The sequence below is a fragment of the Tessaracoccus terricola genome, assembly GCF_054776555.1.
In genome coordinates, this window is sequence record NZ_BAAHBS010000004.1 from 756,870 (window position 1) to 779,741 (window position 22,872).

At 70.1% G+C, this 22,872-nt stretch carries 22 protein-coding genes; 7 read left to right on the forward strand and 15 right to left on the reverse strand.

The annotated features are described in order from the left end of the window. Nucleotides 1-220: 220 nt before the first annotated feature. Nucleotides 221-1,423, reverse strand: coding sequence for an MFS transporter (locus tag ACYU7G_RS09255; RefSeq protein ID WP_461107021.1), 1,203 nt, complete (start codon nt 1,421-1,423; stop codon nt 221-223). Between the two features lie 144 nt (nt 1,424-1,567). On the opposite strand from ACYU7G_RS09255, the gene ACYU7G_RS09260 reads away from it, so the two are divergent. The 3 genes from ACYU7G_RS09260 to dapC are packed head-to-tail and all read left to right on the forward strand — an operon-like array spanning nt 1,568 to nt 4,756. Continuing rightward, entirely contained in the window at nt 1,568-3,295 is a 1,728-nt protein-coding gene (locus tag ACYU7G_RS09260) for a VanW family protein (RefSeq protein WP_461107022.1), read from the forward strand. A 49-nt stretch (nt 3,296-3,344) separates the two neighbouring features. Continuing rightward, nucleotides 3,345-3,665 (forward strand): ferredoxin, encoded by a 321-nt coding sequence (gene fdxA / locus ACYU7G_RS09265; RefSeq protein WP_461107024.1) that lies wholly within the window; start codon nt 3,345-3,347, stop codon nt 3,663-3,665. Further along, nucleotides 3,665-4,756, forward strand: a complete 1,092-nt coding sequence (gene dapC / locus ACYU7G_RS09270; protein WP_461107026.1) for a succinyldiaminopimelate transaminase — start codon at nt 3,665-3,667, stop codon at nt 4,754-4,756. The genes fdxA and dapC overlap by 1 nt, the downstream gene beginning before the upstream one ends. Here dapC and ACYU7G_RS09275 read toward each other — a convergent pair. The 14 genes from ACYU7G_RS09275 to ACYU7G_RS09340 all read right to left on the reverse strand — a co-directional run bounded on the left by ACYU7G_RS09275 (nt 4,753) and on the right by ACYU7G_RS09340 (nt 18,274). Next, nucleotides 4,753-6,006: a serpin family protein gene (locus ACYU7G_RS09275; RefSeq protein ID WP_461107028.1), complete on the reverse strand. Its 1,254-nt coding sequence runs from the start codon at nt 6,004-6,006 to the stop codon at nt 4,753-4,755. The two genes, dapC and ACYU7G_RS09275, sit on opposite strands and share 4 nt — an antisense overlap. Beyond that, complete coding sequence (locus ACYU7G_RS09280; RefSeq protein WP_461107030.1) at nt 6,003-7,256, reverse strand: serpin family protein; 1,254 nt, start codon at nt 7,254-7,256, stop codon at nt 6,003-6,005. The genes ACYU7G_RS09275 and ACYU7G_RS09280 overlap by 4 nt, the downstream gene beginning before the upstream one ends. A gap of 59 nt (nt 7,257-7,315) precedes the next feature. Further along, nucleotides 7,316-8,545, reverse strand: coding sequence for a phosphotransferase (locus ACYU7G_RS09285; protein WP_461107032.1), 1,230 nt, complete (start codon nt 8,543-8,545; stop codon nt 7,316-7,318). Continuing rightward, nucleotides 8,542-9,375: a hypothetical protein gene (locus ACYU7G_RS09290; RefSeq protein WP_461107034.1), complete on the reverse strand. Its 834-nt coding sequence runs from the start codon at nt 9,373-9,375 to the stop codon at nt 8,542-8,544. The genes ACYU7G_RS09285 and ACYU7G_RS09290 overlap by 4 nt, the downstream gene beginning before the upstream one ends. Next, the gene (dapD, locus tag ACYU7G_RS09295) at nt 9,375-10,307 is read right to left on the reverse strand and encodes a 2,3,4,5-tetrahydropyridine-2,6-dicarboxylate N-succinyltransferase (RefSeq protein ID WP_461107036.1); all 933 of its coding nucleotides are present in this window, start codon (nt 10,305-10,307) and stop codon (nt 9,375-9,377) included. The genes ACYU7G_RS09290 and dapD overlap by 1 nt, the downstream gene beginning before the upstream one ends. A gap of 30 nt (nt 10,308-10,337) precedes the next feature. Continuing rightward, complete coding sequence (locus ACYU7G_RS09300; RefSeq protein WP_461107038.1) at nt 10,338-10,829, reverse strand: WXG100-like domain-containing protein; 492 nt, start codon at nt 10,827-10,829, stop codon at nt 10,338-10,340. After that, on the reverse strand, nt 10,829-11,155 hold the full coding sequence (locus ACYU7G_RS09305; RefSeq protein ID WP_461107040.1) for a hypothetical protein: 327 nt from the start codon (nt 11,153-11,155) through the stop codon (nt 10,829-10,831). Before ACYU7G_RS09305 ends, ACYU7G_RS09300 begins: the two co-directional genes overlap by 1 nt. Before the next feature lie 5 nt (nt 11,156-11,160). After that, a complete protein-coding gene (locus ACYU7G_RS09310) occupies nt 11,161-11,556 on the reverse strand; it encodes a YbaB/EbfC family nucleoid-associated protein (RefSeq protein WP_461107042.1) in 396 nt (131 codons plus the stop codon). A gap of 13 nt (nt 11,557-11,569) precedes the next feature. Beyond that, nucleotides 11,570-12,019, reverse strand: coding sequence for a YrhA family protein (locus tag ACYU7G_RS09315; protein WP_461107044.1), 450 nt, complete (start codon nt 12,017-12,019; stop codon nt 11,570-11,572). Next, complete coding sequence (locus tag ACYU7G_RS09320; protein WP_461107046.1) at nt 12,016-12,765, reverse strand: hypothetical protein; 750 nt, start codon at nt 12,763-12,765, stop codon at nt 12,016-12,018. The genes ACYU7G_RS09315 and ACYU7G_RS09320 overlap by 4 nt, the downstream gene beginning before the upstream one ends. Nucleotides 12,766-12,830: 65 nt before the next feature. Then, nucleotides 12,831-14,726, reverse strand: a complete 1,896-nt coding sequence (locus ACYU7G_RS09325) for an acyl-CoA dehydrogenase family protein (RefSeq protein ID WP_461107048.1) — start codon at nt 14,724-14,726, stop codon at nt 12,831-12,833. Between the two features lie 35 nt (nt 14,727-14,761). Beyond that, nucleotides 14,762-15,619, reverse strand: a complete 858-nt coding sequence (locus ACYU7G_RS09330) for a MaoC family dehydratase (RefSeq protein WP_461107050.1) — start codon at nt 15,617-15,619, stop codon at nt 14,762-14,764. Further along, complete coding sequence (locus ACYU7G_RS09335) at nt 15,619-17,025, reverse strand: 3-oxoacyl-ACP reductase (RefSeq protein WP_461107052.1); 1,407 nt, start codon at nt 17,023-17,025, stop codon at nt 15,619-15,621. The genes ACYU7G_RS09330 and ACYU7G_RS09335 overlap by 1 nt, the downstream gene beginning before the upstream one ends. Before the next feature lies 1 nt (nt 17,026). Then, nucleotides 17,027-18,274 carry an acetyl-CoA C-acetyltransferase gene (locus tag ACYU7G_RS09340; RefSeq protein ID WP_461107054.1) on the reverse strand — a complete coding sequence of 416 codons (1,248 nt, stop codon included), beginning with the start codon at nt 18,272-18,274 and terminating at the stop codon, nt 17,027-17,029. Nucleotides 18,275-18,366: 92 nt separating this feature from the next. On the opposite strand from ACYU7G_RS09340, the gene ACYU7G_RS09345 reads away from it, so the two are divergent. The 4 genes from ACYU7G_RS09345 (at nt 18,367) to ACYU7G_RS09360 (ending at nt 22,862) form a co-directional block, all read left to right on the forward strand. Beyond that, nucleotides 18,367-19,014 (forward strand): TetR/AcrR family transcriptional regulator, encoded by a 648-nt coding sequence (locus ACYU7G_RS09345; protein WP_461107056.1) that lies wholly within the window; start codon nt 18,367-18,369, stop codon nt 19,012-19,014. Continuing rightward, a complete protein-coding gene (locus ACYU7G_RS09350; protein ID WP_461107058.1) occupies nt 19,011-20,951 on the forward strand; it encodes an acyl-CoA dehydrogenase family protein in 1,941 nt (646 codons plus the stop codon). Before ACYU7G_RS09345 ends, ACYU7G_RS09350 begins: the two co-directional genes overlap by 4 nt. 79 nt (nt 20,952-21,030) lie before the next feature. After that, complete coding sequence (gene dapE / locus ACYU7G_RS09355) at nt 21,031-22,116, forward strand: succinyl-diaminopimelate desuccinylase (RefSeq protein WP_461107060.1); 1,086 nt, start codon at nt 21,031-21,033, stop codon at nt 22,114-22,116. After that, nucleotides 22,113-22,862, forward strand: a complete 750-nt coding sequence (locus tag ACYU7G_RS09360; RefSeq protein ID WP_461107062.1) for an LOG family protein — start codon at nt 22,113-22,115, stop codon at nt 22,860-22,862. Before dapE ends, ACYU7G_RS09360 begins: the two co-directional genes overlap by 4 nt. Nucleotides 22,863-22,872 lie beyond the last annotated feature (10 nt).

Below are 22,872 nucleotides of genomic sequence, written 5' to 3' on the forward strand. Positions count from 1 at the left end.
GACGAGCGCTCGTGACACGCCGAGCCCGCAGCTCTCCCGTGCAGGGCAATCGATTTCTCGCGAGCTGTGGTCACGGGCGCGCTCTGAGCGCCCCGATTGACTCCATCGGACGGGGGCGAATCCTGTTCACGCTCACTGCGGCACGGATGCCGTCACGAGTGGCATCCGTGCCGCAGTGAACGTTGCCATCCGGCGGCGGGTGGAGCGGTCCGCCGCTGCCTCAGGCACGCTCCTTGCGGAAGGACAGGTCCAGGGTCCTGGGGATCAGCAGCGCGTAGGCGGCGCCGGCGAGCAGGATGAGTCCGCCCACGGCGAAGCCCGTCCCGAAGTTGGAGGCGTCGATGATGGCGCCGGCGATCAGGGGGCCGGCGATGGCGCCGATGTCGGTGATCATCGAGAAGACGGCGACGGGCACGCCGCCACGGCCGTCGGTGGCGTCCGCCACGGCGGCGGTGGGTGCGGTGCCCTGGAAGGCGGCGCCGACGCCGTAGACGCACAGCACCAGGATCAGCAGCCAGATGTTCGGGGCGAACGGCATGGCGATGGTGGACAGGCCGCAGATCAGGCCGGCGGCGATCAGGATGGGCTTGCGGCCGATCCGGTCCGTCCAGGTGCCGGCCGGTCCCAGCATCGCGGTCTGCGCGGCGGCGGCGACGGCGAACGCGATGCCGGTCCAGCCGGTGTCGAGCAGCAGCATCTCGGTGACCAGGATGGGGATGAGGGCGTTGCGGACGCCGAAGGACTGCCAGCCCTGGCCGAGCGCCGCGACGCAGGCGGCCTGATAGCGCACGTCGCGCAGCACCTCGGAGAACCGTCGGGGCTCCTTCGAGTGCGAGTGCATCACCGGCGCCCGGGCCGGGAGCATGAACGCGACGAAGACGGCGGTGATGACCAGCATCACGGCATAGAAGTAGAACGGTGCCTGGTAGGAGATGGCGCCGAGCAGCCCGCCGAGCGCCGGCCCACCCATGGACCCCAGCAGGAAGCCGCCCTGGTAGAGGCCTGACGCCCGCCCGCGCAGGTCCTCCGGGGCAGACGCCAGCAGCATGTTGATGGCGGAGATGGTGAACATCGCCGAACCGATGCCGCCGAGGCTGCGCAGCACGATCATCGCCGCCAGGTTGGGGGACAGGGCCGTCGCCACCGTCGAGGCGGCCACGACCAACATGCCGATCGTGATGGCGTTGCGCTCGCCGATGCCGCGCCCGATGCGGGCCGCGAACGGGCTCATCACCGCCCGCATCGCCGCGAACATGCTGACCACCAGACCGAGCTGGAAGGCGGTGGCGTTGAAGGTCCGGGCGAACGGGGTGAGCACCGGGATGACAACGCCGAAGCCGATCGCCACCAGGAACCCTGCGGCTGACAGCACCCACGTGGTGCGCGGCAGCCCGGTGGCCCTGATCCGGTCCCTGAGACCCACTTCTCCTCCTGGAAATCGTGCTGGACCCAACCGTCGATCCTAGCCCCGCCCAACCCGTGGTGCCGAACCGGGCTTTGGTGGCTGATCGGCACCCACGTACGATTGTCCAAGTGCGACGGCGGGTCGCCTTCGAAGGGGAGCAAGTTGAGCGAGAGCAGCAAGTCCGGCGGCAGCGGCAAGAAGAAGTGGATCCTCGGTGGGATCATCGGCCTTCTCGTCGTCCTCGGAGGAGTCTACGTCGGAGCCTACTTCGTGGCCGGGAACCAGATCCCGGCGAAGGCGGAGGTGGAGGGCGTCGCCATCGGCGGACTCTCGCCGGCGCAGGCCGAGGAGAAGCTGCGGGCCGAGCTGGACCCCGAGTACTCCCAGCCGATCACCATGACGGCACTGGACGGCTCCGCCATCGAGATCGCCCCGCTCGAGAACGGCTTCCAGCTCGACTACGAACAGGCCATCACCGACGCCGGTGGCGGCTTCAGCTGGAACCCCGTCGACATCATCAACGTGTTCAGCGGCGGCGGCCCCGTCGAACTGCCCAAGCTGGTGGACCAGGCAGCCGTCAAGCGAGCCGTCGAGGGCCAGTCCGACAAGTTCGTGACCGAGGCGAAGAACGCCACGCTCGCCTACGTCGACGGCGCCATCGCCCGCACCGACTCCGCCAACGCCACCACCTTGGACACCGCCGCCACCACCGAGGCGGTCATCGAGGCCTTCGACACCCGCGAACTCGCCATCGAGGCCACCCTGTCCGAGGAGGAACCGCCGGTCACCACCGAGAAGGTGGACGAGGCCGTCGAGTCCTTCGCCGCCCCCGCGATCTCCGGTCCCGTGACCATCACCGCCGGCGACGGCAGCTTCCAGGTGACCCCCGAGCAGATCGCCGAGGTCACCACCCTCGCCTTCGACGAGGCCGGGGTGTTCAGCCACAGCATCGACGGCGAGCTCCTGATGGAACTGACCGCCGACGCCCGCGCCGAGGGACTCGACCTCAAGGAGCCCAGGAACGCCTCCTACGAACTCTCCGGCGGAACCATGACCGTCATTCCCGCCGTCGACGGTGGCACCGTCGACGCCGAGGCCGTGGTCACGGCACTCGACGAAGCCCTGGTCAAGGAGGGGGAGGCGCGCACCGCCGGCGTGGACGTGGTCGGGATGCCCGCGGAGTTCACCACCGAGGAGGCCGAGGCCGCCAAGCCCAAGGAGGTGATCGGGGAGTTCACCACCAACTACCCGCACGCCGCCTACCGCAACACCAACCTCGGCCGGGCCGCGTCCACCGTGAACGGCACCGTCCTGCTGCCGGGCGAGGTGTTCAGCCTCAACGACACCCTGGGGCCCCGCACCGCGGAGAACGGCTACACCGACGGCTACGTCATCAACGGCGGCGTCCTCGTGCGCGAGTCCGGCGGCGGCATCTCCCAGGCCGCGACGACGCTGTACAACGCCGGCTTCTTCGCAGGCCTGGAGGACGTGGAGCACAAACCCCACTCGCTGTACTTCTCCCGCTACCCGGCGGGGCGCGAGGCCACCATCTACTACGGCTCCATCGACATGAGGTTCCGCAACGACACCCAGAACCCCATCTACGTGCAGGGCTACATCAACCCGTCCTCCTCGGGTTCGCGCGGATCCATCACCTTCAAGATCTGGGGCACCAAGGAGTGGGACAAGGTGACCTCCACGGAACTGGTGCGCTCCGACTACTACAACGGCGCCACACGGACGGTCACTTCTGCTGACTGCGAACCGCAGGCACCCATCCAGGGTTTCACCGTCACGTGGAGCCGACTGTTCTACAAGGGCGGTGAGGTCGCCAAGAAGGAGGACTACCGCTGGAAGTACTCCGCGGGCGACCGAATCGTGTGCGGCTGATAAGCGCTAGGCTGGGCCCTGCCCAACCTGCAACACGAAGGAGTTCCTCATGACCTACATCATCGGTCTGCCGTGCGTCGACGTGAAGGACCGCGCGTGCGTTGAGGAATGTCCCGTGGACTGCATCTACGAGGGCAACCGAATGCTCTACATCCAGCCCGAGGAGTGCGTCGACTGCGGCGCCTGCGAGCCGGTGTGCCCCGTCGAGGCCATCTACTACGAGGACGACGTCCCGTCCGAGCAGGCAGAGTTCTACGACATCAACGTCCAGTTCTTCGACGAGATCGGCTCGCCCGGTGGTGCGGCCAAGATGGGCGTCATCGACGGCGACCACCCGAAGGTCGAAGCACTGCCGCCCCAGGCTGAGTGATGTCGCTGGCACGCAGCCTGCCCGACTTCCCCTGGGACTCGCTGCGAGCAGCCAAGCAGCGGGCGGCCGAGCACCCGGGGGGTTTGGTGGACCTCTCGGTCGGCACCCCCGTGGACCCGACGCCCGCCGTCGCCACCGAGGCGCTGGCTGCGGCGGGCCAGGCTCCGGGCTACCCCACGGTGTGGGGCAGCATTAGGACGCGTGACGCGATCATCTCCTACCTCGAGCGGGAACTCGCCTCGGTGGAACTGACCGACGAGAACGTGGTGCCGGTCCTCGGTACCAAGGAGCTCGTCGGCTGGCTGCCGCAGCTGCTGGGCGTCGGACAGGGGCGCGCCGTCGTGCACCCCGAGTGCGCCTACCCCACCTACGAGGTGGGCGCGCTGGTCTCCGGTGCCCGCCCCGTCGCGCTCGACGACCCGGCCGCCGTCCCGGCCGACACCGGCATCATCTGGATCAACTCACCGGCCAACCCAACCGGCCGCATCCTCGGCCTCGAGGAACTACGGGCGTGGGTGGCGGCTGCCCGCCGCGTCGGCGCGGTGCTGGCCAGCGACGAGTGCTATGCCGAGTTCGGCTGGGACGCCGAGGTGATCTCCGTGCTGGACCCGCGCGTCAACGACGGCGACCTCTCGGGCCTGCTGGCCGTCCACTCCGTCTCCAAGCGCTCCAACGCAGCCGGCTACCGCGCCGGCTTCGTCGCCGGTGACCGCGCCGTCGTGGCGGAACTGATCGCCGTTCGCAAGCACCTGGGCATGATGCTCTCGGACCCGGTCCAGGCAGCCATGCAGGCCATGCTGGCGGACCAGACCCACGTGGACGAACAGCGCGAACGCTACCTGGCCCGGCGCCGCACGCTCCGCGCGGCGCTGGAGGGCGCCGGGTTCACGATCGACCACTCCGAGGGCGCCCTCTACCTCTGGGCCACCCGCGGCGAGGACTGCAGGGCCACCATCGACTGGCTGGCCGAGCGCGGCATCCTGGCCGCACCCGGTGACTTCTACGGCAGCCGCTCCGGCCGCCACGTCCGGATCGCGCTGACCGCCACCGACGAGCGCATCGCCGCCGCCGCGGCCAGGCTGACGGACTAGGCGGCTGCGGCCGCTGCCGCGTCGCCCACGATCGCGAGGAACAACGGCCAGCCGGTGCGGGTGTCCAGGACCCGCATCACGAAGGGCCGGTCCACCACCATCGAGACGGGTTCGTCCGGGTGACCGGGGGCGGAGCCCGGTACCGCCACCTCGGTCACGGCGGCTCCCACCGTGCCCTTGGCGTCGACCATCAGCCGCACCTGTTGTGAGACCTCGCTGGCGACGGCGCCGTCGAAGATGCCGTCCAGAGTGGAGTCCAGGGGCCCGAACAGCTCCGTGAAGGGTTCGAGCAACGACCACCTGGTGGTCAGGTCGGCCGGGGGCATGGTGAGCACCACCGGCTGGTCGGCGGCGCCGTCGAGGGCCGTCCGGGCCTCCTCGAGGTCGTCGGTGGTGAGCTCCGTGGGGGAGTCGGCCACCGGCAGGATGACGTCCATCGCGAGGGCGTCGTCGTAGGGGAGCCGCACCGCCTGCCAGTGGTCCGTCTCCGCGAACGCGACGGTGAACCTGCCGGAGAGCGCCAGGACCTGCTGCCGGCCGTCAGGGCCCTCGAAGTCCAGCGGGGTGGTGTCCTCCGGGAACTCCTCTTCCCAGGCGGCGGCGAAGAGGACGGCGTCCTGCAGTACCAGCGCGAGGCTCTCGTCCACCTGCACGGCCGACTTCTCCACCAGTCCGGCGGTGTGCTCGCTGGCCCAGCCGTCCAGGACCGACTGGGCCTCCGACCGGTCCGAGCGGGTGGCACTCGCGTCGAAGTACTGCGCGATCCGGTCCAGGAAGGTGTCCTCGACGGTGGTGTCGCCGATCACCAGCACCTGGCTGGCCTGGTGGACCAGTGGCTCCGCGGGCGGCTCGTCGATGCTGACCTCGTCCGGGAGTTGGTCGTAGTTCGTCAGGGACTGGCGCAGCGCGCCGAGCGCGGCGGAGCGGGCGTCCCCCTCGAGGCCCAGAGCTGCGTCCAGGCTTGCGAGGGTGTTGCCCGTGGCTCCCTCGGCGAGCAGGGCCAGCGTCAGCGAGAGGCTGGAGGGGGCGATGGCCCGGTTCGGCTCCGTCCCCGTCAGCAGCAGTTCCCAACCGAGCGCCGCGGTGGCGGCGGCCGCGACGTCGACGCCGACGGTGGACTCATACGGCAGGTCGAGCAGCGTGGTCTCGCCCCGCAGGTCTGTGCCACCGGTGCCACCGGAACAGGCCGGCAGCGCGAGGGCGGCTGCGGCCAGGCCACCGAGGACCAACAATTGGCGACGATCGATCACCACTCCGCCCCCATGGCTGCCGCGTCCCCGACCACGGCCAGGAACAGCGGCCAGCCGGTGCGGGTGTCCAGCACGCGCATCACGAAGGGGCGGTCCACCACCATCGACACGTCCACGGCCACGGCACTCTCCTCGACGGCCACCTCGGTGACGGCCGCGCCCACGGTGCCCTTCGCGGACACCATCAGCCGGACCTGCTGCACGAAGGCGGTGACCTCGGCGCCGTCGAAGATCCCCGAGACGTCTTCGAAGGTGATTCCCATCGCCTCGAACGCGGCCAGCAGGTCGATCATGTGCTCGAGGTCCGTCGGCGGCATGGTCAGGGACACCGAGGCATCCTCCGCACCGTCCAGCGCCTCCCCGGCCTCCTGCAGTTGCTGCGCCGTGAGTGAGGCGGGGTCCCTGCCGGGGGCGGGCAGGACCACGTCCATGGCCAGCGCCTCGTCGTAGGGGAGGCGGGCGGCCTGCCAGCCGTCGCCCTCGGCGTAGGGGACCCAGAAGTCGCCGTGGAGCGAGGGCACCGTCACCGGCCCGCCCGGCCCGTCGAACTCCATCGTGCCCCCGTCGGAGGAGAACGGGGTGCGCCAGGCGGCGGCGAAGAGGATGGCGTCCTGCAGCACCAGCCGCAGGCGGGGTGTCACCTCGATGGCCGACTCCTCGACGAGGCCGGCCGTGTTGGTCCTGGCCCACTCGTCGAGCACGGCCTTCGCCTCGTCGCGTGACGTTCGTTGGAGCGCGGCGTCGTAGTAGCTCGCCAGCCGGTCCAGGAAGGTCTCCTTGACCTCTGCCTCGTCAATGACCACCACTTGGGAGGCCTGGTGCACCACGGGAGTCTCCGGCGGGTCGTCCACGTCCACCTCGGACGGGAGCGCCTCGTACGGACCCAGGGACTGGCGCAGCGCCCCGAACGCGGCCGAGCGCTCGTCCCCGGCCAGGCCGAACACGTCGTCGAGTTCGTCGGCCGTGCCACCGGCGGCGCCCTCCGCGAGCATCGCCAGGGTGATGGCCATGGTCGACGGCGCCACCACGCGATTGGCGGTCGGGTCGGCCGACAACACCGCCCATGCCAGGTCCGCGCTCAGCCGAGCGGCATCGGCCACGCCCGGCGTGGAGTCATGGGGCAGGTCGAGCAGCACCTGCTCGCTGCGCACCTCTTCCGAGGCCACCACCGGCCGGTCGGTGCAGGCGCCCAGGGCGACGGCGGCTGCTCCCAGCCCCGTGAGCAGCAACAGCCTGCGTCGATCCAGCATGGTGACCTCCCAGGGACATTCGTCCCTCTACGGTAGGGCTCGGGCGGACCAGACAGGGGTCAGTCGGTGCACCACTCGGCGGCGTCGAGCCAGCTCTCGACCAGGTCCAGCCGCCAGGACACCTGCACCGGCCAGTCGGGGACCTGGGCGCGGAACGGGCCGACGGCCAGCCCCATCAGGCGGGCTGCGACGCGGCGCCGCAGGTCCACCGGGTCCAACCGGTCGTCCCACAGCTGCTGCAGTTCGACGGCGTAGGAGCGGACCCGATCCGGCTGGGAGGACATCGCGGACCAGAGGGTCAGGTGCGCCAGCATCACGGCGGCGTCGTCGCCGGGCCGTCCCCAGCCGACGGTGTCGACGTCGAGGATGCTCACGATGGCGCCGTCCTCCACCAGGAGTTGGGCCTCGTGGTAGTCGCCGTGGGCCACCACACGCTCGGTGACCTCGTCGGTGCCGATCCGCTCCAGCAGGGCGGCGATCCGCTCCGCCTGGGCGGGCAGCAGTTCGGTGAGCAGCTCGGCCATGCGTGCGGCAGCGGTGATGGAGGAGGTGACCTCGCCCATCTTGGACAGCTCGGGCAGTTGCTCGGGCAGGCCGACGACCACCTCGGGGTCCGGCAGGGCAGCGTTCGGGTCCTCGAGGACCTCCCGCAGGGTCAGGCCGCGCATGGTGGGCATGACCAGCAGCCCGAGCTCGCGGTTGACGCCGAGCGGTTCGGGGACGGGCAGGTGCTGGGAGAGTTCGTCGTGGCGGCGGCGCAGCGACTCCAGCCGCTTGGGCTTGACGAGCTTGAAGTAGACGCGGCGGTTGCCCTCGCCCTGCACCTCGATGACGGCGCGCCGCGACGGGCGGTAGGCCCGCAGGCGCGTGCTGGGGGAGTCGAGCTCCCCGTCGAGCTCGGCCACCAGCTTCGCGGCGGCACCCGGGGCGAGGACCTGTGCCAGGGCGGGCAGGAACGGGTCGTGCGGGATCCGCCAGACCGTCACGTCGTCGGTGCCGTCGCCGACGCGCAGGGAGCCCTTCGGGCCCTCGAGGGTGGTGGCAACGAAGTCGCCGACGCCCTGGAGTTGCCCGCCGTCGATCTCGGCGGTCCACTGCACGGTGCAGCTCTTGCCGGGCCACCAGGTGACGTTGGTCAGCTTGTGTGCGACGAGCGTGCCCCCGGTCGCCTGCGCGATCGCGGCCAGCGGGCCCGGGGTGTCGTCGGTGAGTAGTGCCGCAACTGCTGGCAGGTCGGGGTCCCGCAGGGACGCCGTCCACTGCGCACCGGTCATCGGGGTGGTCATCATTGCCTCAGGGTGAGAGTCCCGACTCCTGGTTGGCCGTCGGGCGAGCCTTCGCTCCATGTGGTGTTGTTGCCCTGGCGCCAGGTGTGGCCGGGCATGACAACCGACTCTATCCCCGCGAGTCTGGTATTTGCCAAAGCGAGCTGTGTCGCTGCCCACAGCGCCGACTCATCGTCCGCCGCCAGGGTCACCGTGGCGCCGTCGACGGTGGAGGTGACACCGGGAACCTGCGCGACGACGTCGGCGAAGGCCTCCGGGTCTCCGGGGTTGTCGGTGCGGTCGACACAGGCCAGGGTGGCGGGGCGGCTGCCCCGGAGGGATCCGGCGAGGGCGATCGCGTTCTCCTCGTGCTTGCGGTAGGCGTCGGGGTGGCCGCTGCGCTGCACCGCCTGGGCCATCTCGGTGATGCCGCGGTTCTCCCAGTTGTCGAACTTCACCAGTTCCTCGTAGAAGCGTCCCGACGAGTACCAGGGGTCCATGATCTCCTCCTCGGTCCCCCAGCCGTAGGAGGGGCGCTGCTGGAACAGGCCCAGCGAGTCCCGGTCGCCATAGTCGATGTTGCGCAACCCCGACTCCTGCCAGGCCGTCGCCAGCGCGATCACCGCTGCCTGTGCGGGCAGTTCGGCCTTGTAGGACGCTGCGACGATGATGGCCGCGTTGCGGGACTGCTCGGCCGTCAGCTGGAGTTGGTCCTCGGAGCCGTCGATGTTCACGTAGCAACGCTCCCGCACGAGCCGGCTCATCAGGTACTCGTAGCCCTTCCACGCCCCGAGGCCGACCAGGCCGAGGGCCAGGATGACCGCGACGGTCCAGGCGAGCGCCTTCTTCGACATCAGTTGGCGTGCAGGTCAGCGTTGAGCGTGACCGGGGCGCCGTGGCGGCTCTTGGCGAGCACGGTGCCGGAGACGGAGTCGCGGAGGAACAGGAGGTCGTTCTGGCCGGAGAGCTCGCGGGCCTTGACCACGCGGCCGTCGGCGAGGGTGACCTTGGTGCCGGCCGTCACGTACAGGCCGGCCTCCACCACGCAGTCGTCGCCGAGGGAGATGCCGATGCCGGCCTCCGCGCCGAGCAGGCAGCGTTCCCCGATGTGGATGGTCTCCTGGCCGCCGCCGGAGAGGGTGCCCATGATGGAGGCGCCGCCGCCGATGTCGGAGCCGTCGCCCACCACGACGCCCTGGGAGATGCGCCCCTCAACCATGGAGGTGCCCAGCGTCCCTGCATTGAAGTTCACGAACCCCTCGTGCATCACGGTGGTGCCGGAGGCCAGGTGCGCCCCGAGCCGGACGCGGTCAGCGTCGGCGATCCGGACCCCGGTGGGGGTGACGTAGTCGATCATGCGGGGGAACTTGTCCAGCCCGTAGACGATCAGCTGCTCGCCGCGGGCGCGCAGGATGGCGCGGATCCGGTTCACGTCGTCGGGTCGGCACGGGCCGAGGCTGGTGAAGGCGTTGTTCGGCAGCTTGCCGAAGATGCCCTCCAGGTTGAGGCCGTGCGGGTGGACCAGGCGGTGGCTCAGCAGGTGCAGCCGCAGGTAGGCGTCCTCCACGCCGGTGGGCGGCTCGTCGAGGTTGATCTCGGTGCGCACCACCTTGGTCTCCACCTGGCGGATGTCGTCGTCGAACTGGGCCTCGACGAGGGCCGACGGTGCGTCGTCGGGTGCGCCGCCGCCCAGCTCGGGGCGGGGGTACCAGGTGTCAAGCACCTCGCCGGTGCTGTGGATGGTGGCGAGCCCCCAGGCGGAGGCGGTGCGCGGCTCGTCTGTCATGTCGAAGATTCTACGCAGGGTGCGGGTGCCTCAGGCCAGCACCTTCTTGGCGGCCATCTCGATGCCGATCTTGATCAGGTTCTGGCAGATCATCTGCGCCGGCGGGATCCAGCCGAGTGACGCCCCGAATGTGGCGGGGATCGCCGCGATGGCGGCCCAGAACTTCGCGGCGAACACCGACAGGTCCACGATCATGAGGATCTTCAGCACCAGGATCGCGGCGCCGATCACCATCAGGCAGGTTCCGGTCACCGAGGCGGCCTTCGACAGGTTCTGCGAGACGTCCTTGGGGGAGTTGTCGCTCTCGAAGTTGCTCACGAAGGCGTTCACGGCCGGTCCCTCGTTGCGGGACTTCACGTAGTCGGCGGCCTCCGTGCTGGTCTGCACCAGGCGGGTCACGGCATCGGAGAAACGCTGCCACTTCTGGGCCCACTGCAGGATCTCGGTCTCCTGTCCCTCGGGGAACTCGAAGCCGCACATGTTGATGAACTGGACGAGGACGCCCGGCAGGTTGATGCTCATCAGTAGTCCTTCCCCACGAGCGCCGAGAGCGCCTCCGCGGCGTCGCTGGTGTCCTTGTAGAGGCGACCCACCATCTGGAGGGTCTGGGCCTGGTCGAGCAGGCCGTCGACGAGGCCCTTCACAATCTCCGCGAACGCCTCCATGAAGGCCCGGTAGAGCTGGTTGACGATCTTGCCGAGGATGTCGTTCTCGCCCAGGATCTTGTAGTCGGAGACTGACGCGACGAGGTTGTCGATCTCGTTGTGGATGAAGGTGGTGGCCTCGGCGATGATCGAGCTGGCCTTCTCGTACGAGTTCGGGTCGAAGACGATCGCAGCGCTGGTCATGGCGGTCAGCCCTGCCTCGAGGCGTGCTGCTCCAGCATCGCCGTCATCTTGTCGAGGTACTCGTCGAGGGAGCGGGCGGCCTCGCCTCGGATGCCGTCGAGGGCGCCGCCGATGGCCGCCGGGTCCGGGGCGTCGGCGCTCATGGCCTCGTAGAGGGCCCGGTTGTGCGCGGCCACGGCACCGTTGACTGCCGCCTTGACGTCGTCGGCCAGTTCCACGCCGGACTTGCGCAGCGAGCGCGGGTCGATGGTGACGCTCTCCACCTCGCCGCCCGTGACGGTGACGCGCACCATCTCGTCCTCGGACGCGCCCTCGCCGGAGACCCTCGGCGTCTCGGGGGTCTCGATGGGCTGCTCCACCTGTTCCGCGAGCCTCCGCAGGATGTCTTCGAACTCGTTCATCTGTTGGCCTTTCTCAGGTCAGGGTGGGGTGGACGGAGGTGAACAACTCGGTGAAGCTGGCGTAGGTGCGGGCCGGGTCGTCGCTGGTCCAGGTGAGCCGGTCCACCACCTTCCAGCAGGTGTCCTCGGTGTCGTAGGCGTACAGCTCGTGGCCGGACTCGCCGACGAACCGCAGCGACGTCTCGACGGACTCCACCCCGTGCACCAGGCGCTCGTTGGAGTCGAACAGGCCGGGGTGGAACTCGTTGTCGCTCCAGGCATCGACGATGCCGTAGAACAGGCGGCCGTCGTGCTCGAAGCCGTTGCAGGTGAGCAGGAACGAGCGGTAGTCGTCGGGCAGCGGGATCTCGAACAGGCGCGCGAACGCGGAGGCGATGGCGCCCACCTGGTCCGTGTTGGCCGCGCTCGGCTGCGGGAAGTCGTCGGCGGCGGCTGCGGCGACGGCGGTGGCGAACTGGGTCACGAGGCCGCCCCGAGGACCAGGACGACGTTGTTCCCGCCGAGCGGCACGCTCAGGATCCGGGTCTCACCGATGCGGATGTCGATGAGCTGGTTGTGGAAGCTGTTGGCCAGCAACTGGTTCTCGGGGGAGGTGGGGGACAGCACCCAGTTCTGCTGGGACAGGTCCACCCGCGCCATGCCGTTGGTTGCCACCTGGTCGATCACGTGCCCCGACGGGACCCGGCCATTCCGGCACTGGCTGACCTGCTTGTCGTTGAGCCCGTAGTCCCGCAGCACCTGCGGGTCCGCCTGCCGCAGCACCTCGCGCTGCCGTTCCAGGTCGCCGCCGGTCCACATCGCCGCGCGCCGCTGCTCGGGGCTGAGGTGCTGGTAGGGCCGTTCCTGCAGCACGCCCCGGTGGGCGCCGTAGTCGTCACCCCGGATGGCTTGCGCCGTGCCGGGGTCCTCGAAGGCGCGCGCATCCTGCGAGCCGGAGTGGGCCCCGTAGTCGTCGCCCTGCAGTGCCTCTGCGGCGGTGGGGGACTCGTCGGCGCGGGCCCCCTGCGAGCCGGTGTGCGCGCCGAAGTTCTCGCGCGATCGGTCCCGCTCCGGCCGCCCCGTCACCTGCGACGGAGTGGCGGTCAGGGCCGGGGACCTGTCGGCCTGGCCGATGCCGAAGGTCTTCTTGATCCACTTCACGAGGAACTTGGCGACGAACTTCGCGAAGATGCCGGAGAGGCTGGTGCTGGTGGAGGTTGTGGTGGACACAACAGAAATCCTACGGAGCGGGCGGGTCACTCAGCCGGGAACGCTGGCGAACTGAGTGCGGGGGCTCAGCCGTCGGAGGGGATCCGACGGCGCACGTCGCCCTGTTGCGACGGGCCGGGCTCCCAGTTGCTCACCCAGGGCAGTTCCTCGTCCATGCTGCGGATGCCGTCCTCCAGGCGTGTGTACCGTCCGGCGAGCACGCCCTTGGCCAGCTTGCGGTCCGAGGTGTCGGAGTTTCGCCAGAGCGCCCGGAACAGGGCGTCGACGCGCACCCTTGCCTGCCGGCAGAACGCGTCGGCCAGCTCCACGCCGTCGGGGTGGGTTGCCTGCTGCGCCCGCGCCCGGACGCAGCTGGCGGCCATCGCGTAGAGCTCGGCGCCGATGTCCACGGCGCGCCCGAGATAGGCCTGGCGGTGTTCTAGGCGCCCCTGCCAGCGGGCCATGCCCGCGAACACCTGCCTCGCCAGCCGGCGGGAGGCGCGCTCCATGAAGCGGACGTGCTTGGCGAGCCGTCCGAACTCAAGGTAGCTGGTGGGCAGGTTCCCGGGGCCGGCGGCCAGCGTCGGGAGCCAGCCCGCGTAGAAGCCGGCCGCCCGGCCGACGGCGCGGGCCCGGGCGTCGAGGGCGGCTTCCGGGTCGATGACGTCGCCGGCCACGGCGAGGTGCTGGTCCACGGCCTCCCGGGCGATCATCAGGTGCATGATCTCGGTGGAGCCCTCGAAGATGCGGTTGATGCGCATGTCGCGCAGGATCTGCTCGGCCTCCGCGCCGCGCTCACCGCGCGCGGTCAGGGAGTCGGCGGTCTCGTAGCCGCGGCCGCCGCGCACCTGCACCAGCTCGTCGACCACCTTCCAGCCCAGTTCGGAGGCGTACAGCTTGGCCAGGGCGGCCTCGATGCGGATGTCGAAGCGGCCGTCGTCGGCCAGCAGGCAGGACAACTCCAGCATCGACTCCAGGGCATACGTGCTGGCGGTGATGAAGGCCACCTTCGTGGCGATGGCCTCGTGGTCCCCGATGGGGCGGCCCCACTGCTCGCGCTCGGCGGACCAACTCCTGGCCACCCGGGTGGACCACTTGGCCGCACCCACGCACATCGCGGGCAGGGACAGCCGGCCGGTGTTGAGGGTGGCGAGGGCGATCTTCAGGCCGCGTCCCACCCCCACGAGGAGGTTCTCCTCGGGCACGAAGACGTCGTGGAAGCGGATCAGGGCGTTCTCGATGCCGTGCAGGCCCATGAACGAGTTGCGGGCCTCGACGGTGATGCCGGGGGAGTCGGCCTCCACCACGAAGGCGGTGATGCCGCCCCGTTCACCCTCGGAGGCGGGGACGCGCGCCATCACGACGTAGAGGCCGGCGACGGTGCCGTTGGTGGCCCACAGCTTCACGCCGTTGAGCAGGTGGCCGCCCTCGACGGGGTCCGCGGTGGTGCCCAGCCGCGCCGGGTCCGAGCCGACGTCGGGCTCGGTCAGCAGGAAGGCCGAGACCTCGCCGGCGGCCACCCGTGGCAGGAACCGCTCCTGCTGCTCGGGCGTGCCGAACATCTTCACCGGCTGCGGCACCCCGATGGACTGGTGGGCCGAGAGCAACGCCCCCAGCGAGGGGTGCGCGGAGGAGATCAGCGTCAGGGCCCGGCAGTAGTGGAGGTGGCTGAGCCCCAGCCCGCCGTGCTCGGTGGGGACCTTCATCCCGAAGGCGCCCAGGCCGCGCAACTCGGCGAAGACCTCGTCGGGGACCATCGAGTCCCGTTCGATGCGGGTGCCGTCGATGCCCTCGGTGACCTTCGCCGCGCGCGCGAGGAACTCGGCCCCGGTGGCCTCGGCCTCCGGGGAGGGCGTCGGCCACGGGGCGATCAGGTCCAGGCGGAGCCGCCCGAGGAACAGTTCGCGTCCGAAGCTCGGTCTGGTCCACTCGGTCTCCCGTGCTCCTTCGGCGACCTTGCGGGAATCTGTTGCAGTTGTCATCTCGCGCCTCCTTGCGCAGATGGGGCTCCTTCAGCTCAGTCCGGCAGCACCTGCCCCACGAGGTACGTCTTGGACTCATCAGAGTTGACGACGGCGAACCGGAATTCGTCGTCGGCGGCGAATCGGACCCTGCCGGGCAGGGAGATGGGCTTGGTGAAGGCCACCTTGACGGTGTGGGTCTCCGGCAGTCGGGGTCCCAGCGAGGACAGCGCCTTCGCGTGGGTCCACATGCCGTGGATGATGGCCCGCTTGAAGCCGAACGGCATCGCGGTCAGCTTCGACAGGTGGATGGGGTTGGTGTCCCCGGAGACCTTCGCGTACTGGCGCCCCAGGTCCGCGGGCAGCCGCCACAGCTGTGAGGCCGGGAAGTCCGGTCCCTCGAGGCGGGGCGCGGACCTGGGCGCGCCGGCCAGCTTCTTTCCCAGCGCCAGGTAGGTGCTGGTCCCGGTCCACACGATGTCCGAGCCGACGCGGATCTCGCCCACCAGGTCGAAGGTTACGCCCCGCTTGTGCGGTGCCAGGTTGTTGCAGGTGACCCGCACCCAGAGCTTGTCGCCGACGGCCACGGGGCGGTGCAGCGTCATCTCGTTGCTGACGTGGACGGTCCCGGCCAGCGGGAACGGGAAGTCCGACTGGGCCATCAGCCAGGCGTGCAACGGGAACGTCTGGACGTGCAGCCACGTCGCCGGGACCGTGCTGCGCATCCCGAACCCCGTGACACGGTTGTAGGCGGCGAGGCGCTCGGGGTCCTGCGCCAGCGTCTCGACCACCACGCTGCGGCTCGGCAGCCCGGCCTCGGGGCCGGGGCGGTTGAAGCCGGTGGCGAGCGCCTTGGCGAACAGGCCACCCAGCCCGGGCAGTTCGTGGAGTCTGGTCAGTTCGTCGGCAGCCATCACGCCCCCACGAGGTTCTGGCCGCAGACGCGGACCACCTGGCCGTCGACGCCGCCGGAGGCCGGGTTGGCGAGCCACGCGATGGTCTCGGCGACGTCGACGGGCTGGCCCCCCTGCCCCAGGGAGTTGGTGCGGCGGAAGATCTCACGGCTGACGAACGGGATGGCGCCGGTCATCTCGGTCTCGATGAAGCCCGGTGCGACGGCGTTGACCGTGATCGGTCGGTCCGCCAGTTCGTGGGACTCGGCCCACACCAGCCCCATCACGCCGGCCTTGGACGCGGCGTAGTTGGTCTGTCCCTTGTTGCCGGCCACGCCGGAGGTGGAGGCGATGCCGATGATGCGGGAGTTCTCGGCCAGGCCGCCCGGCAGCGAGGTGTCCAGGAGGATCTCGTTCATCCGGATCTCGGCGGCCAGGTTCACCTCCAGCACCTGCGCCCAGATGCGCTCGTCCATGTTGGCGAGCATCTTGTCGCGCGTGATGCCGGCGTTGTGCACGATGGCCCAGATCTTCGAGTCGGCCCCGTGGACCCGGGCGACGTGCTCCGCGATCCGGTGGCCCGCGTCGGGGGCCGTGATGTCCAGTTGCAGGGCGGAGCCGCCCACCTCGTTGGCCACGGCAGCCAGGGATTCCCCGGCCATCGGGATGTCCACGGCGACGACGGTGGCGCCGTCGCGTGCGAAGGTGCGGCTGATGGCTGCGCCGATGCCACGGGCGGAGCCCGTCACCACGACGATGCGGCCCTGGAAGGGGCGGCTGCGCTCGTAGCCGTCGCCCACCGCGTCGCCGTCCTTGCGGGGGCCGACCCGCCAGGCCTGCCCGGAGACGAAGGCCGAGCGGCCCTCGAGCAGGAAGTCCACGCTCGAGGCGAGGTCCGCCGCGGTGGTGCCTGCGCGCAGGTAGACGAGGTTGGAGGTGGAGCCGGCGCGCAGTTCCTTGGCGACGGTGCGGTTGATCCCGTCGATGCCCTGGGCGACGGCGTGCGCCTCGAGGCCGTCCACCGCGGAGGCGTCGGTGGCGAGGATGATGATCCGGCCCGAGCGGTCCAGCGACTTCATGGCCGGGCGCAGCACCTGCCGCAGCAGTTCGAGCTGCTCGATGCCACGGATGCCGGTGGCGTCCACCAGCAGGGAACCGGGCCGGGTGGCGTAGCGCGGGGGGACGGCGCGCCCCTTCTCGTCCTTGGTGCGAAGGTCCGGAAGGTCGTGCACCGCCTCACCGGCGGTGATGCCCAGTTCGGCCAGCACCTCGGCGCCGATGCCGCCGCCGGGCAGGTCCGCCAGCACGACGGGCCCCAGCAGGGTGCGGCCGCGCTTCAGGCGCGGGGGATCGGCCAGACCGGCACGGCGGGCCAGCGCCCGTCCCGGACCGGTGTTGTAGATGGACTCGAGGATGCTCTTGGCCATGTCAGCAGGCCTCCAGGATCGCGGTGACCGCCTGGCCGCCGGCGGCGCAGATGGAGATCAGCCCCTTGGAGCCGGGGCCCTTCTCGGCGAGCATCTTGGCCAGCGAGGCGACGATGCGCCCGCCGGTGGCGGCGAAGGGGTGTCCGGCGGCCAGCGAGCTGCCGTTCACGTTCAGCTTGGAGCGGTCCACGGTGCCGGCACCGCCCGCCTCAAGGCCCTTGATGGTGGCCAGCACGGTGGCGGCGAAGGCCTCGTGGATCTCGATGAAGTCGAAATCGTCGAGGGTGAGGGAGTTGCGTTCGAGCAGCTGCGGGATGGCGCGGGCCCCACCCATCAGGAGGCCCTCCTTGCCGGTGACGTAGTCGGTGGCGGCCACCTGCGAGTCGACGATGCGCGCGAGCGTGGGCCAACCGTTGGCGCGCGCGGTCTCCTCCTCGGCCACGAGGACGACGGCGGCGCCGTCGCTCAGGGCGGTGGAGTTGCCGGCGGTCATGGTGGCGCCGTCGCCCTTGCCGAAGACCGGGCGCAGCTTGGCGAGCTTGTCCAAGGTGGTGTCCGGGCGCAGGATGGTGTCCTTGGAGACCCCGAGGTAGGGGGTCACGAGATCGTCGAAGAACCCGGAGTCCCAGGCGCGGGCGAGGTTCTGGTGGGAGGCCAGGGCCAGTTCGTCCTGGGCCTCGCGGGTGACGTCCCACTGCTTGGTGGTGATGGCCTGCGACTCACCCATGGACAGCCCCGTGCGGGCCTCGTTCACGGCCGGCGGTACGGGCACGAGATCCGCGGGGCGGACGCTCAGGAACGCCTTCAGCCGGTCGGGAAGGTTGCGGGCCGCGTTGGCCTTCAGCAGCGCGCGGCGCAGCTTCTCCTTCACAACGATGGGGGCGTCGGAGGCGGTGTCGGCGCCGCCGGCGATGCCGGTGTCCACCTGGCCCAGCCGGATCTTGTTCGAGACGTAGATGACGGCCTCCAGGCCGGTGCCGCAGGCCTGCGCCAGGTCGCACGCAGGGGTGTGCGGGGACAGGGCCGAGCCCAGCACGGACTCTCGGGTGAGGTTGAAGTCACGGGTGTGCTTCAGGACCGCGCCCGCGGCCACCTCACCGAGTTCCGCACCGGCCAGTCCGAAGCGGGCGACGAGGCCGTCGATGGCTGCGGTGAGCAGGTCCTGGGCGGAGGCCGTGGCATACCTGCCGCCGGCCTTGGTGAACGGTGTGCGGTTGCCGCCGACGACGACGGCGTTGCGGGTTTCCATCGATTGACCTCCGGAGCGGGGTGTTTTCAGCATTGAAAAGTGTCTGGAACCCAGAGTAGCAGGTACCCAGAGTTTGCGATACTGTTGGTCACATGAACACGACGACGGCGTCCGACGGCAGGGCCACCCGCTGGCAGGAGCACAACCTGCAGCGCAGGCGTGACCTGGTGGCCTCGACGCTGCGCGCCATCCGTCGCCACGGCGCAGGGGTGGGCATGGATGAGGTGGCGGCCGCGGCCGGCACGTCCAAGACCGTCCTCTACCGCCACTTCGGCGGCCGCACCGGCCTCTACGTCGCGGTGGTGGAGTGGGTCCACGCCTTCATTCGCTCCAAGCTGATCCCCGCGCTGGAGTCCGCCGCGGAGATGGACCCGGCCCAGCTCGTCACCGAACTGACGGACCGCTACCTCTCCCTCGTGGAGCGGGACCCGGAGATCTACCAGTTCGTCGTCACCCGCCCCACCGACTCGGACCCGGTCGCGGACCCCGTCACCAGCATCACCGGCCGCATCGGCGACGAACTGGCCGAGGTCCTGCGCGTGTGGCTGGACGCCCGCGGGCTCGACACCAACGCCGCCACGGCCTGGGGCCACGGCCTCGTCGGCTACGTCTGGGCCGTGGCGGACAAATGGATCACCACCGGCCACCAGCGACCCCGCGCGGACATCGTCGCGTTCACCGCGCAACTGTTCACACCCGCATTCGCAAACCAACCACAAGCCACGGAAGGCAATCGATGATGATCACCCCAACCGGCCAGGCCCTCAAGGTCACCCTCGACGGGCGGTTCCACGCACTCAAGGAGAAGTGGCGCAACGAGATCAGCGCCGACGACGTCGTGCGGGACCCGACGCTGTCCGTGGCGGAGGCCCGCGTCTGGGCGCTGGAGAAGCTGGTGGGGATCGCGAGCCGCGGATTCGCCATCGCAGGCTTCCCCGGCCACCCCGGCAGCGTCGAGGACTCCGTCGCGCACTTCGAGATGCTGGCCCTCGGTGACCTCTCCCTGAACATCAAGTCCGGCGTGCAGCACGGCCTCTTCGGCGGCGCCATCACCAACCTGGGCACCAGCTGGCACCACGAGCGCTTCATCGACGGCGTCGTCGACTGCTCCATCCTCGGCTGCTTCGCCATGACCGAGCTCGGTCACGGCTCGGACGTCCAGTCCGTGGAGACCACCATCACCTACGTCCCCGAGACCGACGAGTACGAGGTGAACTCGCCCACCCCGACCGCCCGCAAGGCCTACATCGGCAACGCCGGCAAGGACGGCCGGATGGCGGTGGTGTTCGGCCAGCTCATCGTCGCAGGTGAGAACCAGGGCGTGCACGCCATCCTGATGGACATCCGGGACGCCGACGGCAACGACGCACCCGGTGTGGAGACGGGGGACCAGGGCCACAAGGGTGGCCTGCTCGGCGTGGACAACGGCACCCTGTTCTTCGACCACGTCCGCGTGCCGCGCACCATGCTGCTGAACCGCTACGGCGGGGTCAACGACGACGGCGTCTACGAGTCCGCGATCGCCAGCAAGAACGCCCGCTTCTTCACCATGCTCGGCACCCTGGTGCGTGGCCGCATCTGCGTGGGCAGCGGGGCCGCCATGGCAACCCGCAAGGCGCTCACCATCGCCACCCGCTACGCCCTGCAGCGCACCCAGTTCGGCCTCCCCGGCACCAGCGAGGAGGTCACGCTGCTGGACTACCAGACCCACCAGCGCAAGCTGCTGCCCAACATCGCCCGCGCCTACGCCGCCGGCTTCGCCATCAACGAGGTCACCCACCAGCTGCAGCGCGTCAACGACGCCAAGGGCACCCACCCGACGGCGGCCCGTGAGCTCGAGACCCGCGCCGCCGGGCTGAAGGCCACCCTGACCCGCTGGACCAACGACACGCTGCAGCTGTGCCGCGAGGCGTGCGGCGGCGCCGGCTACATGACCGAGAACGGTCTCACCCTGCTGCGCCAGGACGCAGACGTGTTCGCCACCTTCGAGGGTGACAACACCGTGCTGATGCAGCTCGTGGCCAAGGCCCTGCTGCTGGACTACAAGAAGAGCTGGGGCGAGCTGGACATGATCGGCACCGCCCGTTCCGGTGCCAAGTTGCTCGGCGACCGGTTCATGGAGCGCACCACCGCAGGCACCACCATCGGCCGCCTGATCTCCAACGCCAGCCTCAAGCCCGAGGCCAAGCAGATCAAGGCCCGGGGCTGGCACCTCGAGATGTTCGAGTTCCGCGAGCGTCACGTCGTGGAGGGGCTGGCGCGCCGGATGCGGGAGGCCGGCAAGGCCGACGGAGCCGCCGCGTTCGAGGCCGTCAACGACTGCCAGTCACACATGCTGGAGGCCGCCCGCGCCCACACGGACCGGGTCATCCTCGAGGCGTTCGTGGAGGCCATCTCCGACGTCGAGGACGAGTACGTGCGCTCCCTGCTGATCCGGGTGTGCGACCTGTACGCGCTCAGCACCATCGAGGAGAACCGCGCCTGGTTCATGGAGCACCATGCCTTCGACAGCGGCCGCAGCAAGGCCGTGACCGACGCCGTCGACGGACTTTGCAAGGACCTGCGCGGCAAGGCACTGGAACTGGTGGAGGGCCTCGGCGTCCCGGAGGAGTGGCTGAACTCCGCCATGCTCGCGCCGAAGCAGCCGCAGGCGCGGACCGCAGCCGACGCGGCCTGAGCCCACTGGAGCGTTCGGCTCCGTCTGCGGTGCCGAGTGCGCCAGTCCTGTCGGCCGGGGAACCGTTAGGCTCGAGCCCATGAGTCTTGACCTCTCCACAGACCTCGTGACGCTGTTGCGCACCATCACCGACGTCGAGAGCGTCTCCGGGAACGAGAAGGAGCTGGCAGACCTCATCGAGCAGGCGCTGCGTGCCCTGCCGCACCTGAGCGTGCACCGCGACGGCGACGCCGTGATCGCGCGCACCGACCTCGGCCGGTCCGAGCGAGTGGTCATCGCCGGCCACATCGACACCGTCCCCGTCGCGGGCAACCTGCCCAGCCGGCTGGAGGAGGGCGAGCATGGCCTGCACGTCGTCGGCCGCGGCACCTGCGACATGAAGGCCGGAGTGGCCGTCCAGCTGAAGCTGGCCGCCGAACTCACCGAGCCCAACCGGGACATCACCTGGATCTTCTACGACAACGAGGAGGTCGGGGCCGACGAGAACGGTCTCGGCCGCGTCGCCGACAACTCCCCGGAGTTGCTGGAGGCGGACTTCGCCGTCCTCATGGAGCCCACCGACGCCCAGATCGAGGGCGGCTGCCAGGGCGTGCTGCGCATCCTGATCACCATCCCCGGCAAGGCGGCCCACGCGGCCCGGTCCTGGTTGGGCGTCAACGCCATCCACGGCCTGTCCGACGTGCTGGACCGGCTGAACGCCTACGAGGCCCGCGAGATCATGGTGGACGGCCTCACCTACCACGAGGGCCTCAACGCGGTGCTCGTCTCCGGTGGCGTGGCCACCAACGTGATCCCGCCGTCGGCGCGCATCGAGGTCAACTACCGCTACGCCCCGGACAAGACCACCGACGAGGCGCTGGCCGAACTGCGCCGCGTCTTCGACGGCTACAGCTTCGACATCAACGACGTCTCGCCCGCGGCCCGGCCGGGGCTGGACCAGCCGCTGGCGCGGGACTTCGTCGACTCCGTGGGGCAGCCCGCCAGGCCCAAGTACGGGTGGACCGACGTGGCCCGGTTCTCCGCGCTCGGCATCCCCGCCGTCAACTACGGGCCGGGGGACCCCGCCCTGGCCCACACCGACCACGAGTACTGCCCCGCACACCAACTGGACCAGTGCGCCGACGGCCTGCGGGCCTGGCTGCGCCACGAGGAGGACAACGCATGACCGACAAGCGCCGCCAGGGAGCCGTCACCCGCCGCGGACGGGAGAAGAACGCGCCCACCACCGACGAGGCGCTGCTCGCAAAGAACGGCCCCGACTGGGTCCACAACGACCCATGGCGGGTGCTGCGCATCCAGTCCGAGTTCGTGGAGGGCTTCGAGGCCCTGTCCGGGCTCGGCCCGGCGATCAGCATCTTCGGCTCGGCCCGGCTCAAGGCCGGCCACCCCATGTACGAGAACGCGGAGCGCATCGCCAAGGGACTGGTGGACAAGGGCTTCGCCGTCGTCACCGGCGGCGGCCCCGGGATCATGGAGGCCGGCAACAAGGGCGCCACCGAGGCCGGGGGAGACTCCGTCGGGCTAGGCATCGAGCTGCCGTTCGAGCAGGGCCTCAACGAGTACGTCTCGCTCGGGGTGGACTTCCGCTACTTCTTCGCCCGCAAGACGATGTTCCTGAAGTACTCCCAGGGCTTCATCACCCTGCCCGGCGGCTTCGGCACCCTCGACGAACTGTTCGAGGCGCTCACCCTGATCCAGACCGGCAAGGTCACCCACTTCCCGGTGGTGCTGTTCGGCACCGAGTACTGGGGCGGCCTGATGGACTGGGTCACCCGCACCCTCGCTGACGGCGGCTACGTCTCCGAGAAGGACCTGAAGCTGGTGACGCTGACCGACGACGTCGAGGAGGCCGTGGAGGCGATGGGCATCCCCGGTGCGCCGTCGACCGCCCCCAAGGGCACCGAGGGCTAGGCTCGTCCCC

Bases quoted from the DNA above. Each gene is read 5' to 3' on its own strand.
- fdxA (WP_461107024.1), top strand. From the start codon at position 3,345: ATGACCTACATCATCGGTCTGCCGTGCGTCGACGTGAAGGACCGCGCG.
- dapC (WP_461107026.1), top strand. From the start codon at position 3,665: ATGTCGCTGGCACGCAGCCTGCCCGACTTCCCCTGGGACTCGCTGCGA.
- ACYU7G_RS09280 (WP_461107030.1), bottom strand. From the start codon at position 7,256: ATGCTGGATCGACGCAGGCTGTTGCTGCTCACGGGGCTGGGAGCAGCC.
- ACYU7G_RS09285 (WP_461107032.1), bottom strand. From the start codon at position 8,545: ATGATGACCACCCCGATGACCGGTGCGCAGTGGACGGCGTCCCTGCGG.
- ACYU7G_RS09290 (WP_461107034.1), bottom strand. From the start codon at position 9,375: ATGTCGAAGAAGGCGCTCGCCTGGACCGTCGCGGTCATCCTGGCCCTC.
- dapD (WP_461107036.1), bottom strand. From the start codon at position 10,307: ATGACAGACGAGCCGCGCACCGCCTCCGCCTGGGGGCTCGCCACCATC.
- ACYU7G_RS09300 (WP_461107038.1), bottom strand. From the start codon at position 10,829: ATGAGCATCAACCTGCCGGGCGTCCTCGTCCAGTTCATCAACATGTGC.
- ACYU7G_RS09305 (WP_461107040.1), bottom strand. From the start codon at position 11,155: ATGACCAGCGCTGCGATCGTCTTCGACCCGAACTCGTACGAGAAGGCC.
- ACYU7G_RS09310 (WP_461107042.1), bottom strand. From the start codon at position 11,556: ATGAACGAGTTCGAAGACATCCTGCGGAGGCTCGCGGAACAGGTGGAG.
- ACYU7G_RS09325 (WP_461107048.1), bottom strand. From the start codon at position 14,726: ATGACAACTGCAACAGATTCCCGCAAGGTCGCCGAAGGAGCACGGGAG.
- ACYU7G_RS09330 (WP_461107050.1), bottom strand. From the start codon at position 15,619: ATGGCTGCCGACGAACTGACCAGACTCCACGAACTGCCCGGGCTGGGT.
- ACYU7G_RS09335 (WP_461107052.1), bottom strand. From the start codon at position 17,025: ATGGCCAAGAGCATCCTCGAGTCCATCTACAACACCGGTCCGGGACGG.
- ACYU7G_RS09340 (WP_461107054.1), bottom strand. From the start codon at position 18,274: ATGGAAACCCGCAACGCCGTCGTCGTCGGCGGCAACCGCACACCGTTC.
- ACYU7G_RS09345 (WP_461107056.1), top strand. From the start codon at position 18,367: ATGAACACGACGACGGCGTCCGACGGCAGGGCCACCCGCTGGCAGGAG.
- ACYU7G_RS09350 (WP_461107058.1), top strand. From the start codon at position 19,011: ATGATGATCACCCCAACCGGCCAGGCCCTCAAGGTCACCCTCGACGGG.
- dapE (WP_461107060.1), top strand. From the start codon at position 21,031: ATGAGTCTTGACCTCTCCACAGACCTCGTGACGCTGTTGCGCACCATC.
- ACYU7G_RS09360 (WP_461107062.1), top strand. From the start codon at position 22,113: ATGACCGACAAGCGCCGCCAGGGAGCCGTCACCCGCCGCGGACGGGAG.